General features: G+C 74.7%; 13 protein-coding genes. 8 read left to right on the top strand and 5 right to left on the bottom strand.

The genetic code is table 11. The features are described 5' to 3' along the window. Positions 1-148: 148 nt before the first annotated feature. From urtA to uca, 7 genes are all read left to right on the top strand, one after another. Positions 149-1,411, top strand: a complete 1,263-nt coding sequence (urtA, locus tag ACWPWV_RS10150; RefSeq protein WP_454042874.1) for an urea ABC transporter substrate-binding protein — start codon at positions 149-151, stop codon at positions 1,409-1,411. A gap of 256 nt (positions 1,412-1,667) precedes the next feature. Beyond that, positions 1,668-2,552, top strand: coding sequence for an urea ABC transporter permease subunit UrtB (urtB, locus tag ACWPWV_RS10155; protein ID WP_454042875.1), 885 nt, complete (start codon positions 1,668-1,670; stop codon positions 2,550-2,552). Next, complete coding sequence (gene urtC / locus ACWPWV_RS10160; protein WP_454042876.1) at positions 2,549-3,733, top strand: urea ABC transporter permease subunit UrtC; 1,185 nt, start codon at positions 2,549-2,551, stop codon at positions 3,731-3,733. The genes urtB and urtC overlap by 4 nt, the downstream gene beginning before the upstream one ends. Further along, the gene (gene urtD, locus ACWPWV_RS10165; RefSeq protein ID WP_454042877.1) at positions 3,730-4,683 is read left to right on the top strand and encodes an urea ABC transporter ATP-binding protein UrtD; all 954 of its coding nucleotides are present in this window, start codon (positions 3,730-3,732) and stop codon (positions 4,681-4,683) included. Before urtC ends, urtD begins: the two co-directional genes overlap by 4 nt. Continuing rightward, positions 4,683-5,375, top strand: coding sequence for an urea ABC transporter ATP-binding subunit UrtE (gene urtE / locus ACWPWV_RS10170; protein WP_454042878.1), 693 nt, complete (start codon positions 4,683-4,685; stop codon positions 5,373-5,375). The genes urtD and urtE overlap by 1 nt, the downstream gene beginning before the upstream one ends. An 85-nt stretch (positions 5,376-5,460) precedes the next feature. Beyond that, on the top strand, positions 5,461-6,165 hold the full coding sequence (locus ACWPWV_RS10175; RefSeq protein WP_454042879.1) for a GntR family transcriptional regulator: 705 nt from the start codon (positions 5,461-5,463) through the stop codon (positions 6,163-6,165). Positions 6,166-6,259: 94 nt separating this feature from the next. Continuing rightward, positions 6,260-9,940, top strand: coding sequence for an urea carboxylase (uca, locus tag ACWPWV_RS10180; protein WP_454042880.1), 3,681 nt, complete (start codon positions 6,260-6,262; stop codon positions 9,938-9,940). Between the two features lie 65 nt (positions 9,941-10,005). Here the strand turns inward: uca and ACWPWV_RS10185 are convergent, their stop codons facing one another. From ACWPWV_RS10185 to ACWPWV_RS10200, 4 genes are all read right to left on the bottom strand, one after another. Next, entirely contained in the window at positions 10,006-10,299 is a 294-nt protein-coding gene (locus ACWPWV_RS10185; RefSeq protein WP_454042881.1) for a WXG100 family type VII secretion target, read from the bottom strand. Between the two features lie 129 nt (positions 10,300-10,428). Further along, positions 10,429-11,160, bottom strand: a complete 732-nt coding sequence (locus ACWPWV_RS10190; RefSeq protein WP_454042882.1) for an HD domain-containing protein — start codon at positions 11,158-11,160, stop codon at positions 10,429-10,431. 163 nt (positions 11,161-11,323) lie between these two features. Beyond that, positions 11,324-13,000 (bottom strand): sensor histidine kinase, encoded by a 1,677-nt coding sequence (locus ACWPWV_RS10195; RefSeq protein WP_454042883.1) that lies wholly within the window; start codon positions 12,998-13,000, stop codon positions 11,324-11,326. After that, the gene (locus tag ACWPWV_RS10200) at positions 12,997-13,737 is read right to left on the bottom strand and encodes a response regulator transcription factor (protein ID WP_454042884.1); all 741 of its coding nucleotides are present in this window, start codon (positions 13,735-13,737) and stop codon (positions 12,997-12,999) included. The genes ACWPWV_RS10195 and ACWPWV_RS10200 overlap by 4 nt, the downstream gene beginning before the upstream one ends. 104 nt (positions 13,738-13,841) lie before the next feature. On the opposite strand from ACWPWV_RS10200, the gene ACWPWV_RS10205 reads away from it, so the two are divergent. Beyond that, a complete protein-coding gene (locus tag ACWPWV_RS10205) occupies positions 13,842-15,089 on the top strand; it encodes a winged helix DNA-binding domain-containing protein (RefSeq protein WP_454042885.1) in 1,248 nt (415 codons plus the stop codon). A gap of 21 nt (positions 15,090-15,110) precedes the next feature. Here ACWPWV_RS10205 and ACWPWV_RS10210 read toward each other — a convergent pair whose 3' ends face one another. Further along, positions 15,111-15,713: an NYN domain-containing protein gene (locus ACWPWV_RS10210; RefSeq protein ID WP_454042886.1), complete on the bottom strand. Its 603-nt coding sequence runs from the start codon at positions 15,711-15,713 to the stop codon at positions 15,111-15,113. Between the last annotated feature and the right edge of the window lie 22 nt (positions 15,714-15,735).

Genomic DNA, 15,735 nt, shown 5'->3' on the forward strand with positions numbered 1-15,735 from the left:
GTGAGACCGCCCGAAACACGGCCTCTCTAGCGTCGACATCAGTGGGCACGATTGCGGACACGTTCCCGTATACGTCCGCGTACACCGCGCCCGCGGCACGTGGTCCTCCCGCCCCGGAGGCCGCGCCGACCCGCTGAAAGGACCTCCGGTGACACCTTCACGCGCCACGACCCGCCTCGCCCCGGCAGCCGCCCTCGTCGCCCTCACGCTCGTGCTCACCGCCTGCGGAGCGCGCACCGAGAGCGGCGACACGGCCGGCGAGACCTCCGCCGCCGAGAGCTGCGTCGACACCTCGGGCGACACCGTCAAGATCGGCTTCCTCAACTCGCTGTCCGGCACCATGGCGATCTCCGAGCAGACCGTCGCCGACTCGCTCGCCCTCGCGGCCGACGAGATCAACGCCGACGGCGGCGTGCTCGGCAAGCAGCTCGAGATCGTCCAGGAGGACGGCCAGTCCGAGCCCACCGTCTTCGCCGAGAAGGCGGAGAAGCTCATCACCAGCGACTGCGTCGCCGCCGTCTTCGGCGGCTGGACCTCCGCGTCCCGCAAGGCCATGCTGCCCGTCTTCGAGGCCCAGGACTCGCTGCTCTTCTACCCCGTCCAGTACGAGGGCCTCGAGTCGTCGCCGAACATCTTCTACACCGGCGCGACGACCAACCAGCAGATCGTCCCCGCCCTCGACTACCTCAAGGAGCAGGGCACCGAGTCGATCTTCCTCGTCGGCTCCGACTACGTCTTCCCGCGCACCGCGAACAAGATCATCAACGCCTACGCCGAGGCGAACGGCATGGAGGTCCTCGGCGAGGAGTACGCCCCCCTCGGCCACACCGACTTCTCGACCATCGTCAACAAGGTGAAGTCCGCCGGCGCCGACGCCGTGTTCAACACGCTCAACGGCGACTCCAACGTCGCGTTCTTCAAGGAGTACAAGAACGCGGGCCTCGGCCCGGACGCGATGCCCGTCGTCTCGGTGTCCATCGCGGAGGAGGAGGTCGGCGGCATCGGCGTCGAGAACGTCGAGGGCCAGCTCACCGCCTGGAACTACTACCAGACCATCGACAGCCCCGAGAACGCCACGTTCGTCGAGGCGTTCCAGGCCGAGTACGGCGACGACCGCGTGACGTCCGACCCGATGGAGGCCGCGTACACGTCGCTGTACCTGTGGAAGGGCATGGTCGAGAAGGCCGAGTCGTTCGACGTCGCCGACGTCCAGGAGGCCGCCGACGGCGTCACGTTCGACGCGCCGGAGGGCTCCGTGACCGTGAACGGCGACAACCACCACATCGCCAAGACCGCGCTCATCGGGAAGATCGGCGCCGACGGTCTCATCCACACCGAGTGGAGCTCCGAGGAGCCCATCGAGCCCGACCCGTTCCTCGAGGGCTACGACTGGGCCGAGGGCCTCTCCTAGCCGGTGGGCCCCGAGGGTCGCCACCGGCGGTCCCCGGGGTGTGCGCGGCCCGTCACCTGCGGCGGTGCCCAGGGTGTGCGCGCCGGGTCTACCATCCGCCCGCCCGTTCCTCGCGGGCTCCCGCCAGACCCGCCACGACCCGGCGCGCACACCCCGGGCTCCGCCTCTCCCGTCGCCTCGCCTCGCCGTCGGCCCCGGCACCGCCCGGCCGCGCAACTGTCCACTTCGCACGCACCCACCGGAAGGCGCGCCGCCCATGGATGTGCTGTTCTCCCAGCTGTTCGCGGGACTGAGCCTCGGCTCCGTCCTGCTCCTCGCCGCCCTCGGGCTGGCGCTCACGTTCGGTCAGATGGGCGTCATCAACATGGCGCACGGCGAGTTCATGATGGCGGGCGCCTACACGGCGTTCGTCGTGCAGGGGGTCGTCGGGAACGCCGGCGTCTCGCTGCTCGTGGCGCTGCCGCTCGGGTTCCTCGTCGGCGGCCTGCTCGGTCTGCTGCTCGAGGCCACGCTGATCCACCGGATGTACAAGCGGCCCCTCGACACGCTGCTCGTCACGTGGGGCGTCGCGCTCGTGCTGCAACAGGTGGCGCGCGACGTGTTCGGCGCGCCGAACGTCGACGTGCGGGCGCCGTCGTGGCTGAGCGGGGCGTTCGACCTGTTCGGCCTCGCGGTCCCGAAGACGCGTCTGTTCATCCTCGCGCTCGCCGTCGTCGCCGTCGTCGCGCTCGCCGTCGTCCTCAAGGCGACGCCGCTCGGGCGGCGGATCCGCGCCGTCGTGCAGAACCGCGACCTCGCCGAGGCGAGCGGCGTCTCGACCCGCGCCACCGACCGGCTGTCGTTCTTCATCGGCTCCGGGCTCGCCGGCATCGCGGGCGTCGCGCTCACGCTGCTCGGGTCCGTCGGCCCGACGCTCGGCACGAGCTACATCGTCGACGCCTTCCTCGTGGTCGTCGTCGGCGGCATCGGGCAGATCAAGGGCACCGTCATCGCGGCCTTCGCGCTCGGGCTGCTCCAGGCGACCTTCGAGTACTCGACCACGGCGAGCATCGCCAAGGTGCTCGTGTTCGTCGCGATCGTCGCCTTCCTCCAGGTGCGACCCCAGGGCCTCGTGTCGGTCCGGACGAGGAGCCTCGCATGACCGCCGTCACCGACCGGGCCCAGGCCCTGTTCCGCTCGTCGCGCGCCCGCGTGATCGTCGGGTTCGCCGTCGCCGCCGTGCTGCTCTTCGCGGTCGCGCCCGCCACGCTCTCCACGTTCCGCCTCGGGCTGCTCGGCAAGTTCCTGTGCCTCGCGATGGTCGCCGTCGGCATCGGCCTCGCGTGGGGCCGCGGCGGGATGCTCACGCTCGGGCAGGGCGTGTTCTTCGGCCTCGGCGCCTACATGATGGCGATGCACCTCAAGCTCGCCGACGCCGCGCAGGTCGAGGGGTCCGGCGGCGTGCCCGACTTCATGATGCTCTACGGGTCCGGCGTCGTGCCGGGGTGGTGGGAGCCGTTCCGCTCGCCCGTCGTGACGGTCCTCGCGATCCTCGTCGTCCCGGCCGGCGTCGCCGCGCTGCTCGGCTGGGCGGTGTTCACCCGGCGCGTCCGCGGCGCGTACTTCGCGATCCTGTCGCAGGCGCTCGCGGCCGCGTTCGCGATCCTGCTCATCGGTCAGCAGGCGACGACGGGCGGCACCAACGGCCTCAACGGCTTCCGGTCGTTCTTCGGCTACGACCTCGCCGACCCGGTGAACAAGCGCATGCTGTTCTTCATCGCCGCCGGGGCGCTGCTCGTCATGGTCGCGATCGCGCGCCAGCTCATGGTCTCCCGGTTCGGCGAGCTCCTCGTCGCCGTGCGCGACCAGGAGAACCGCGTGCGGTTCCTCGGCTACGACCCCGCGACGGTCAAGGTCGTCGCCTACGCGGTCGCCGCGCTCATGGCGTCGGTCGGCGGGGCGCTGTTCGTCCCCATCGTGGGCATCGTCTCGCCCGCCGACGTGGGCGTGGTGCCGTCGATCGGCTTCCTCATCGGCGTCGCGATCGGTGGGCGCGCGACCCTCCTGGGGCCCGTGCTCGGCTCGATCGCCGTCAGCTGGGCGCAGACCACGCTGTCCGAGCAGTTCCCCTCCGGGTGGATCTACGCCCAGGGCGCGCTGTTCATCGTCGTCGTCGCGTTCCTGCCGGGCGGTCTCGCCGAGCTGTTCACCCGGTGGCGGCGCTCGCGCGGTGCTCCGTCGCCCGACGCCGGCCCCGCCCCGGGCGGCGACGTCACCTCCGGCGCCGGTCCCGACGCGGCCGAGCGCACCGCCGTCGACGCACCCTCGGGGAGGGCCTCATGACCGAGCAGCACACCGCACCCGAAGCCCTCGAGGAGGGCGTCGCGGGCGACGGCCTCGACCTCGAGGCGGCCGAGGCCGTCCTCGGCGTCGACGACTCGCGGTTCCGGCACGACTACCTCGAGGTCCGCGGGCTGCGCGTCGAGTTCGACGGGTTCGTCGCCGTCCAGGGCGTCGACCTCACCGTGACGGCGGGCGACCTGCGCTTCCTCATCGGCCCGAACGGTGCCGGGAAGACGACGATCGTCGACGCGATCACCGGCCTCGCGAAGGCGTCCGGCTCCGTGCAGTTCGGCGGCGTCGAGCTGCTGGGGAAGAAGACCCACCGGATCGCCCGCGCGGGCGTCGGGCGCACGTTCCAGACCGCGAGCGTGTTCGAGGAGCTCAGCGTCCTGCAGAATCTCGACATCGCCGCGGGGGCGGGGCGCGGGGCGCTCACGCTCCTGCGCCGGCGCGGCCAGGTGCCCGAGTCGGTCGAGCACGCGCTCGAGACCGTCGGTCTCGCGCACCTGCGCGACACGCAGGCCGGGGTCCTCGCGCACGGGCAGAAGCAGTGGCTCGAGATCGGCATGCTCCTCGTCCAGGACGCGCGCCTGCTGCTGCTCGACGAACCCGTCGCGGGCATGAGCCAGGCGGAGCGCGAGCAGACGGGCGAGCTGCTGCAGCGCATCGGCGCCCAGCGGACGGTCGTCGTCGTGGAGCACGACATGGAGTTCCTGCGCGCCTTCGCCTCGTCGGTCACGGTGCTGCACCTCGGCCGGGTGCTCGCCCAGGGCACGTACGCCGAGGTCCAGGCCGACCCCCGGGTCCAGGACGTCTACCTCGGCAGCGCCGGGGCGACCCGCGGTGCTCGCAGGCCCGGGCGAGGCGCCACCGGGGGCGGGCCCGCGGCGTCGGGCACGGGTTCGACCGCGGGGCCGCAGGGCCGCGCGACCCACGAGGAGGAGGCGTGATGCTCGAGCTCACGGGACTGCACGCCGGCTACGGCCGGACGATGGTGCTGCACGGCGTGGACGTCACGGTGCCCGCGGGCGGCGTGGCCGCCGTGCTGGGCCACAACGGCGCCGGGAAGACGACGCTCCTGCGGACGGCCCTGGGCCTCCTCAGACCCCGCTCGGGGAGCGTCGTGCTCGACGGCGAGGACGTCACCCGACTTCCCACGTTCCAGCGGGTCCGCCGCGGTCTGGCGTACGTGCCGCAGGGGCAGCAGTCGTTCGGCGACCTCACGGCCCGCGAGAACCTCCAGCTCGTCGCCGACACGTCGCGCGACGGGTCACGCCGGCTCGACGACGCGCTCGACCTGTTCCCGGCGCTGCGCGGTCTGCTCGGTCGTCGCGCGGGACTGCTCTCGGGCGGGCAGCGCCAGCAGCTCGCGATCGCCCGGGCGCTCATCACGGGTCCGCGCGTCCTCGTGCTCGACGAGCCGACCGAGGGCATCCAGCCGTCGGTCGTCACGGAGATCGAGGACGCGATCCTGACCCTCACGGACGCCGGCGGGCTCTCGGTGCTCCTCGTCGAGCAGCACGTCGGGTTCGCGCTCGGTGCGGCGAGCGACTACGTCGTCCTGCAGTCGGGACGCGTCACGAGCCGGGGGACGGGCGGTGAGCACGCCGAGGCCGGCGTGCGCGCGGCGATGGCGGTCTGAGGGCACCGGTGTGCGCACGGTGGGTGCACCGGTGCGGGAGGATGGGGCAGGGGACGCAGTGGCCGGACGAGTCAGGAGAGCCAGCATGGACATCGCGACCGCGACGACGCCCGGCGCGGCCGCGCGCTCCCTCCGCGACACCGTCTACACCCGGTTGCGCGCCGAGATCCTCAACGGTCGTGTCGACCCGCGCGAACGGCTCACCGAGCCCAAGCTGAGCAAGCTCTTCGACGTCTCGCGCACCCCGGTGCGCGAGGCCCTGTCCCGCCTCCTCTCCGACGGGCTCATCGAGCGGACGGACTTCGGCTACGCCGTCGTGGTGCCGAGCCTCGCCGAGCTGCGCGACCTCTACGAGCTCCGCGTCACGCTCGAGCTGCGCGGCGTCGAGCGGATCATCGAGAACCCCGAGCTGCGCTACGACACCGACGCGCTGTCCGCCGAGCTCGAGCACTGGCTCGGGCTGCGCGCCGACGTGCCGGAGCCGGACCCGAGCTTCGTCATGCTCGACGAGCGCTTCCACACGGTGCTGTCGCGCGCCGCGGGCAACGAGCGCCTCACCGAGGCCCTCGTCGAGGTGAACGAGAAGGTGCGCGCCGTGCGGATGTACGACTTCGTGGAGCCGGAGCGCATCCGCATCACCATCGACGAGCACGTCGAGATCCTCGAGCTCGCCCTCGCGGACCGGCTGCCCGAGGCCCGCACGGCCCTGCACCGGCACGTGGGGGAGTCGCTCGCCGTCGTCATGGAGCGCGCGGCCCGGGCGCTGTCGCGCATGGCGCTCGCGGTCTGAGACCCGCACCCGGCGCCGGCGCGCCGGGCCTAGGGTGTCGTCGTTCGACCCGACGGCGCGGCGCCCTCTCGCCCGCACGGCACCCGGGAGGGCGATGACCGCCACGTTGCTCGTCGCGAACCGCGGCGAGATCGCCTGCCGCGTCCTGCGCAGCGCCCGCGACCTGGGGCTGCGGACGGTCGCCGTCCACTCCGACGCCGACCGCGGCGCACGCCACGTCGGGCTCGCCGACCGGGCCGTGCGGATCGGCCCCGCCCCCGTCGCCGCGTCGTACGACTCCGCGGACCGCCTGCTCGCCGCGGCGGCGTCGGTCGGAGCCGACCTCCTCCACCCCGGGTACGGCTTCCGGTCCGAGGACGCCGCGTTCGCCGCGGCCGTCGAGGCCGCGGGCGTCGCGTTCGCCGGCCCGTCCCCCGAGCACCTGCGCGTGCTCGGCGACAAGGCACGGGCCCGGGAGCTCGCCGCGGCGTGCGGCCTGCCCGTGCTCCCCGGGTCGCCGGTGCTCGCAGGACCCGAGGACGCCGCGGCGCACGCCCGGGCGATCGGCTATCCCGTCGTGCTCAAGGACGCGGGCGGGGGCGGCGGGACCGGGGTCCACGTGTGCCGCGACGCCGACGAGCTCGCGGCCGCGTGGCGGCGGGAGACGTCGCGGCCCGGAGCCTCGCGCCGGCTGTTCGTCGAGCGCCACGTCGCCCGCGCGCGGCACCTCGAGGTCCAGGTCTTCGGCGACGGTGCGGGACGGGTCGTCACGCTGGGCGACCGCGACTGCTCGGTGCAGCGTCGCCACCAGAAGGTCCTCGAGGTCGCCCCCGCGCCCCGGCTCGCCCCCGGTCTCCGGACCGCGCTGCACGACGGCGCACGCCGCCTCGCGGAGGCCGTCGCCTACCGGTCGGCCGGCACCGTCGAGATGCTCCTGGACGTCGACACCGGCCAGACGTGGTTCTGCGAGGTGAACCCGCGGATCCAGGTCGAGCACACCGTGACCGAGGAGGTCACGGGCGTCGACCTCGTCGCGTGGATGCTCCGGCTCGCCCTCGGGGACGCGAGCGTCCTGGACGGGGTGCCGGCGTCCGGGCCGGAGCCCGTCGGCGTCGCGGTGCAGGCGCGCGTGTACGCGGAGGACACCCGGCACGGGCGACCCGTCGCGGGAGCCCTCGCGCGGCTCGTCCTGCCCGGCGACGTGCGGGTCGAGAGCGGGGCGCGGCCCGGCGACGAGCTCGGCGGCCACGCCGACGCGCTCGTCGCGAAGCTCGTCGCGCACGCGCCCTCCCACGCCGGCGCCCTCGACGCCCTCGGCGGGGCGCTCGCGGCGACGCGCGTCGAGGGCGTGCCGACGAACCTGTCGCTCCTGCGGGCGACGGTCGCCGACCCGGCCGTCCGGGGCGGTGCCGCGACGACGACCACGCTCGCCGGGGTGCTGGACCCGACGCCCTGGGTCGACGTGCTCGACCCCGGCGTGCTCACCACGGTCCAGGACTGGCCCGGCCGCACCGGGTACTGGGCGGTGGGCGTGCCGCCGTCGGGGCCGACGGACGACCTGTCGTTCCGTGCGGGCAACCGCGCGCTGGGCAACCGCGAGGGCGAGCCGGGCCTGGAGTGCACGCTCACGGGCCCGACGCTGCGGTTCTCGCACGCGGCGACCGTGTGCGTGACGGGTGCTCCGGCGCCGGTCACGGTGGACGGCGAGCCGGTGCGGCAGTGGGAGCCGGTCGACGTCCCGCCCGGTGGCGTGCTCGCGGTGGGCGCGCCGCACGCCGTGGGCCTGCGGACGTACGTGCTCGTGCGGGGCGGCCTCGACGTCCCGACGTACCTCGGGTCGTCCGCGACGTTCCTCCTCGGGGGCATCGGCGGCTACGCCGGGAGGGCGCTCGCTGCCGGCGACGTGCTGCACCCGCGTCGACCCGCCCGCGACGGTGGCCCCACGGGCCCCGTCCCGACCGACGAGCGACCCCGCATGGGGCACGCCTGGGAGATCGCCGTCGCGACCGGGCCGCAGCCGACGCACCTCACGCCGGCCGCGCTGCGCCGGCTGCGCACCGCGTGGTGGCGCGTCCTGCCGCACGCCGACCGCACCGGGGTGCGCCTCGCCGGACCGCCGCTCACGTGGGTGCGCGCCGACGGCGGCGACGCCGGGCTGCACCCCTCGAACGTGCACGACAACCCCTACTCCGTCGGCGCGCTCAACGTCAGCGGCGACACCCCGATCCTCCTCGGTCCGGACGGGCCGAGCCTCGGCGGGTTCGTGTGCCCGCTGACCGTCGTCGCCGGCGCGCGCTGGAAGCTCGGCCAGCTCCGTCCGGGCGACGTCGTCCGGTTCGTCGTCGTGGACGACGACGAGGCCCGTGACCTGCGCACCCGCGACGCGGCCCGCGCCGCCGCGCGCGTCCCCGTCTCGCGACGCGCGCTCCCGGACGACGCGGTGCTCTCCCGCCGCGACGGGAGCCGGCCCGTCGGACGACCCGCGGTGCGGTACCTGCGCGCCGCCGAGGACAACGTGCTCGTCGAGTACGGCGACGACGGCGGCGACGGGCGCGGCGGCGACCCGCTGCTCCTGCGCCTGCGCGTGCACGCCCTCGCGCAGGCGCTCGCGGCGGGCGCGCCGCGGGGCGTCGTCGACGTGACGCCGGGCGTGCGGACGCTGCACGTCCACGTCGACCCGGACGAGCTGCCGGTACCCCGGCTCGTCGGGCTGCTCGGCGAGCTCGAGGACGACCTCCCGCCCGCGGCCGAGATCGAGGTCCCGAGCCGTGCGCTGCACCTCCCGCTGAGCTGGGACGACCCCGCGATCCACGAGGCCGTCGAGCGGTACGCGGCGGCCGTCCGGGAGGACGCCCCGTGGCTCCCGTCCAACGTCGACTTCGTGCGGCGCGTGAACGGGCTCGGCTCGGTGGACGACGTGCGCCGCACCGTGCTCGACGCGCAGTACCTCGTGCTCGGCCTGGGCGACGTCTACCTCGGTGCGCCGCTGGCCCTGCCCGTCGACCCCCGGCACCGCCTCCTCACGACGAAGTACACGCCCGCGCGCACCTGGACGCCCGCCGACGCCGTGGGCCTCGGTGGGACCTACCTGTGCGTCTACGGGATGGACAGCCCCGGCGGGTACCAGCTCGTCGGCCGCACGGTGCCGATCTGGGCGCCCCACGCCCAGCGCGGCCCGTTCGAGCCGGGTGTCCCGTGGCTCTTCCGCGCGTTCGACCGCATCGTGTGGGACCCGGTGGACGCGGCCGAGCTCGTGGAGCGGCGGGCGGCCGCACGGGCGGGGGTCCTCGACGTGCCGGTGACCGAGGGGACCTTCTCCGGGCGCGCGCACCTCGACCTCCTCGCCGAGCACGCGGACGAGATCGAGACCGTCGCCCGCTCGCGCCGTACCGCGTTCGACCGCGAGCTCGCGGCGTGGTCGGGCGCGGGCGAGCACGTCGGGGCTCCCGGGCGACGCGGCGGACGGACCCCCGGCACCGCGGCACGGCGCCGAGGCGCCGGCCCGGACGGGCCCCGCTGGGCCGTCGGGGACGAGCCCCGCGCGGCGGGCACGGACCCGCGCCCGGCGCCCGGACGGACCGTGCTGCGGGCGCCGCTCGGCGGCGTCGTCTGGCGGGTCGAGACGCAGCCGGGTGAGCGGGTGGCCGCAGGAGGCGCCGTCGTCGTGCTCGAGGCGATGAAGCTCGAGCTGCCGGTGACGACCACCGCGCCCGGGCTCGTGAGCGAGGTCCTCGTCCGGCCCGGCGACCACGTCGCACCGGGGGAGGAGCTCGCCGTCGTCGTCACCGACACGTGACCTGCGCCGACCGCTCCCAGCCCCGACCCCCCGCGCCGACCGCCGCCGCGCCGGGCGCCTCCGGGTCAGCGGGCGACGAACAGGCGCGACGCCTGGGCCTCGGCGTCCGCGTACGTCTGCGCGGCGGTACCCAGGGCGGCCGTGATCGCGTCGAGCGCCGCCTCCACCTGGACCTGCGTGCCCTGCCACTGCACCATGACGCCCGTGAAGGCGTCGGCGGCACCACCGCGCCACGACGCCTGGAGGTCCGTGAGGTGCCGCATCATCGCCGCGACCTCGGTGCGGATCGCCGTCACCGACCCGCTCACGGCCGTGCCGGCCTGCGCGACGCGCGCGCTGTCGACCTCGTACCTGCTCATCGTCGTCCTCCGTCGTCTCCGGCGGTCCTCGCGGGCCGCGCGGCCCGGTCGTCCGCCGGGCTCGTCGAGGACGCTAGGGGAGAGGGCGGTGCCGCGGCGCGAGGCGACGGCGGGCCTGTGGACGAACGGTCAGGAGAACGACGTCGTGGACGGCGTGGATCGCTGCGCCAGCTTGATCTGCTCCTTGCGCAGACGCTGGAGCTCGGCGTCGAGGTTCTGCCGGGCGGGCTCCTCCCAGGCCGCGCCGAGCGGGCTGGAGAAGAGCGAGCGCCGCTCGAGCAGCTTGGTGAGGATCGCCATGCGCGCCCGGACGTAGTCCTCCGGCGGGATGTGCGCGTACTCGTCGCGCACGTCCTTGAGGTACTCCTTGTAGCGCTGGGGCTCGGCGGCGAGCATCGCCAGGTCGGCGTCGCACAGCACGGCGCAGTCGAAGTCCGTGGGGTCGGGTGCGTGCCGCACGAGGGCGTTCACGAGCTGGGCGACCCGACGCGCCGCGTCCGCGGGGACGCCGAGGTCCGTCAGCTCGGCCTGCGCGAGCGCCGCGCTCGCCGTCTCGTCCTCGCCGCCCTTGTTCGCGTACGTCGCGCGGCCCTTCGCGTCGAAGACGGCGCCGTGGTACCAGGCGGCGAGCCGGACGAGGTCGGGGTCGTGGGTCTCCTGCGAGAGCTCGTCGACGCGCCCGAGCACGTCCGCGAGGTGGCGCAGGTTGTGGAAGTTGCGGCCGGGGGTGTCCCAGCGGTCGAGCAGTCCCTGCCCGACGGCGCGGATCGCCTCCTCCGGTGCGGTCGCCCCGGCACCCCGGGCGCTGCGGACGAACGAGGAGAGGAACCACTGCGGTGCGTCGATGCTCGTGACGCCCATGAGATCAGCCTTCTTCGACGACGACGGAGGAGCGGCACCGGCCGGGGAGAGCCGACCGGCAGGCCCGGCGTCGTCAGCGTTCGTGCCGGGCCCTCGGTCCCAGCCTAGGTCGATCCGCCGACGACGACGCGCCATCGTAGCCCCGCTCGGCGGCGTGGTGGCGTCAGGGGGCGAGCGGGAGCTCGACGCGGACGGTCAGGCCGCCGTCGTCGTCCGTCGTGCGCACCGAGACGTGGCCGCGGTGCGCGGCGACGATCGCGGCGACGATCGCGAGCCCGAGGCCCGAGCCCCCGGACGCCCGGTTGCGGGACGAGTCCGCCCGGTAGAAGCGCTCGAACACACGGTCCTCCTGGCCGGCGGGCACGCCGGGCCCGTGGTCGCGGACCTCGAGGACCGCCGTCGCACCGGGAGCCGACCCCTGCGGGGCGCGCCGGTCCGCGCTGCCCGTCGGGAGCGGGGGTGCCTCGACGACGCCGAGCGCGATCTGCGCGGCCGTGCCGCTCGGGGTGTGCCGGGCGACGTTGCCGACGAGGTTGGCCAGCACCTGGCGCAACCGGTCCTCGTCGCCGACGACGCGCAGCCGCTCGGGAGCGGCCGTCCCCGGCGCGAGCCCGACGACCTGGACGTCGCGCGACGGGTCGAGCGCGTGGAGGTCCTGCGCGGAGTCGCGCGCGAGCGCCGCGAGGTCGACCGGCTCGTGGCGCAGCGGCCGGCCCTCGTCGAGGCGCGCGAGGGCGAGCAGGTCGTTGACGAGCGTGCCCATGCGGGTCGCCGAGTCCTCGATGCGCCCCATCGTGTCGTCGACCTTCTCGGGCGTGTCGAGCGCGCCCATGCGGTACAGCTCGCCGTACCCGCGGATCGTCGCGAGCGGCGTGCGCAGCTCGTGGCTCGCGTCGGACACGAAGGTCCGCATGCGCGCCTCCGACGCCTCCTGCACGGCGAACGCCTCCTCGATCTGCGACAGCATCGCGTTGAGCGACGCGGCGAGCGAGCCGACCTCTGTCGTCGGCGGAGCCGGCCGGACGCGGCGGGCGAGGTCGCCCCCAGCGATCCCCGCCGCGGTCTCCTCGATCTCGCGGAGCGGCCGCAGCGCGCGGTGCACCGCGAGGTAGGCGACCGCCCCGCCGACGAGCGCGATGCCCAGCGCGGAGAGCGCGAGGGTACGGCCGAGGACCTTGACGGTCTCGTGGATCCCCGTGAGCGGGAGCGCGACGAACGCGGTCCCGACGACCTGGTCGTCGAACCGCACGAACCGCGAGACGACGCGCCACTGCGCCGGGTCCGACCCGCCGGACGACGACACCGTGAACGGTTCGCCGTTCAGCCGCTCGATCTCCTGGTCCGAGAGCGCGGGGATGTCCGGCTCGCCGTACAGGCTCACCGTCGCGGGCCAGCTCAGCGGTACCTCGCCGCCCTGGAGGTCCCGGGCGAGGACGTAGTAGTCGCTGGGCAGCCGGCTGCGCTGCGTGTCCTGGGTGATGGTCGACCAGGCGACCGTGCTCGCCGAGCGCTGGAGCTGGTCGTCCACCTGGTCGACGAGGTACTGCGACACGACCGTCGTCGTCAGGAGCGCGGCGATCCCCTGCCCGGCGGCGAGCAGCAGGACGATGATCGCGACGAGCCGGGCGCGCAGCGGCACGCGCGCGAACCAGCTCCAGCCCTCGGTGCGGACACGCCGGCCGAACGGGCGCTGCGTGGGGGCGGGGTCGCCCGAGCCTGCGGCCGCCGCGTCGCCGGAGGGGCCCGACGCCGGGTCGCCGGCGGCGCGCGCGGCGTCGCCCGGCGGAGGGGGCGGCACCGGCCGCGGGTCGGTCGTCGTGCGGTCGGGACCCGCGCTCATGACGACGGCGTGCCCGGCGGCTGGCGCAGCAGGTACCCGACGCCGCGCTTCGTGTGGATGAGCGGCGGCAGGGCGACGGGCTCGCCGTCCGGTCCGGGGACGGTGAGGTTGTCGATCTTGCGCCGCAGGTAGGAGATGTACGACTCGACGATGTTCGCGTCGCCGCCCCAGTCGTACTGCCACACGTGGTCGAGGATCTGCGCCTTGGACAGCACGCGGCCGGCGTTGAGCATGAGGTAGCGCAGGAGCTTGAACTCGGTGGGGGACAGGTCGACGTCGATCCCGGCACGGCGCACCTCGTGCGAGTCCTCGTCCATCTCGAGGTCGGCGAAGCGCAGCACCGCGTCGTCGACGGGCTCCGCGTGCGTACGACGCAGCACGGCCCGGATGCGCGCGACGACCTCCTCCAGGCTGAACGGCTTCGTCACGTAGTCGTCGCCGCCGACCGTCAGGCCGGTCACCTTGTCGCGCGTGTCGTCCTTCGCGGTGAGGAACACGACCGGCGTGCGCTGGCCCTTCTCGCGCATCCGGCGGGTGACCGTGAACCCGTCCATGTCGGGGAGCATGACGTCGAGCACCACGAGGTCCGGCTCGACGTCGCGGACCAGCCGGAGCGCGCTCTGGCCGTCCGCGGCGGCGTGCACCTCGAACCCCGCGAACCGCAGGGAGGTGGCCAGGAGCTCGCGGATGTTCGGCTCGTCGTCGACGACGACGAGGCGTGCCTCGGGAGTGCTCATGCGTCCAGTGTGCGCGCGTCCTCTGGGAGGTGCCTGGGAAGCCGCTCCACCCGCTCCACCGGCTCCGGCGGCTCCGCGTCGGCGGGTTCGGGCAGGATGGCGACGTGCGCATCACCGTGGACCAGCGTCGCCGTCTGCTCGTCGCCCGTCAGCTCGCGCTCGGCGTCGACCACCCCGGCCTGCCCGCCGCACGGACGGTCGAGGACGTCGTGGACCGCGTCCTCGCGCTCCACGCGACCGACGCCCCGAGCGTGTACCTGTCCGTCCTCGCGCGCGTGCCCGCGCTCGGGCTCGAGGACGTCCGCGACGCGCTGTTCGGGCGGCGCACGCTCGTCAAGGTGCTCGCGATGCGCCGCACGATGTTCGTCGTGCGCAGCGAGCTGGTCCCGGTGGTGCACGCCGCGGCGGGCTCGGCCGTCGGGCGACGCCTGCGGGCCCGGCTTCTCAAGGAGCTCGCGACCCTGCCGACCGACCCGCCCGTCGAGGACGCGCAGGCGTTCCTCGCCGAGACCGAGCGGCAGGTGCACGCCGCGCTCGCGGAGCAGGGCCCGCTCGACGGCGCAAGCCTGTCCCGCGCCGTGCCCGCGCTGCGCACGGCGTTCCTGCCCACCACGTCGAAGTCGTGGGACGTGCGGCGCACGGCCACGAGCCAGCTCCTGTCGATGCTCTCGGCGGAGGGCGTCGTCGTGCGCGGGGAGCCGCGCGGCTCGTGGTCCTCGAACCGGCACGTGTGGGCGCCGATGGACGACTGGTTCCCGGGCGGGCTCCCCGAGGTCGACGAGCCGACGGCGCGGGTCGGGCTCGCGCGCGCCTGGCTCGCCGCGTTCGGTCCCGCGACCGAGAAGGACCTGCAGTGGTGGACGGGGTGGAACCTGCGGGACACGCGCGCAGCGCTCGGCGCCCTCGACCTGCGCGAGGTCGACCTCGAGGTCGGCGGGCCGGGCGGGACGGGGGAGAGCGAGGTGGCGCGCGGCGTGGTGCTCGCGGCCGCTCTCGACGACGGGACGCTCGACCTCCCGGCCGGCACGGCGGACGGGGTCGTCTCCCTCGTGCCGGCGCTCGACCCGACGACGATGGGCTGGTTCCGGCGCGACTGGTACCTCGGGCCGCACCGCGGACAGCTCTTCGACACGATCGGCAACGCCGGTGCGACGGTCTGGTGGGAGGGCCGGATCGTCGGCGCGTGGACCGTGCGGCGCGGGGGAGAGCCGGCGTACCGCCTGCTCGAGGACGTCGGCGCGGACGCCGAGGCCGCCGTCGGTGCCGAGGCGGCACGCATCGCCGCGCTGCTCGGCGGGGACGGCACGACGGCGTCGTTCCCCACGCCGCTGTACCGCGAGCTGCACGCCTGAGCGTGCAGCCCGCGGCCGCCGTCAGAGGTAGCGCAGCGGGTCGAAGTCGGCGAGAGGGATGATCCGCACGCGGGGCAGCATCGTCGTGAACGCGCCGGCGTGGTCCTCGAGGTCGAACACCTCGAGCCCGCGCGCGGTGAGCTCCGAGAGTCGCACGTTGACGAACTCGCGGAACGCGAGCACGCCCACGCGCCGGTCCGGGTCGCCCAGGAGGTTCTCGACCTGCGGCAGGAAGTCGCCGTCGTGGCTCGCGAGGAGGACGTCGCCGGGGCGGTCGCGCAGCGCGTCGAGCGTGCGCTGGATACCGATGTCCACGACCTTCTCGCTGCCGGTCCCGGCGAGGGGGATGGGTCGGTAGCCCATCGCGAGCAGCGCCTGCACGAACGACATCGGCATCTGCCCGGACGAGGCGTTGAGGAAGAACAGCGGCGTGACGTCCTGGCCCCAGGCCTGACGCGCGAAGTCGACGATCCGGTCCCAGCGCGGACGCTCCTCGGGCGCCGGGCGGTGCCCGAGGACGTTCATGCCGAGCGTCGCGTCGATGTTCTCGCCGTCCACGACGAGGTAGGTGCGGCGCGGCTGCTCGGCGACGGGCGGGGGTTCGACGATCTGGGGGTCGGACATGCGGTCAGCCTAGCCGCGACCC

This window comes from Cellulosimicrobium sp. Marseille-Q8652, from assembly GCF_965112045.1.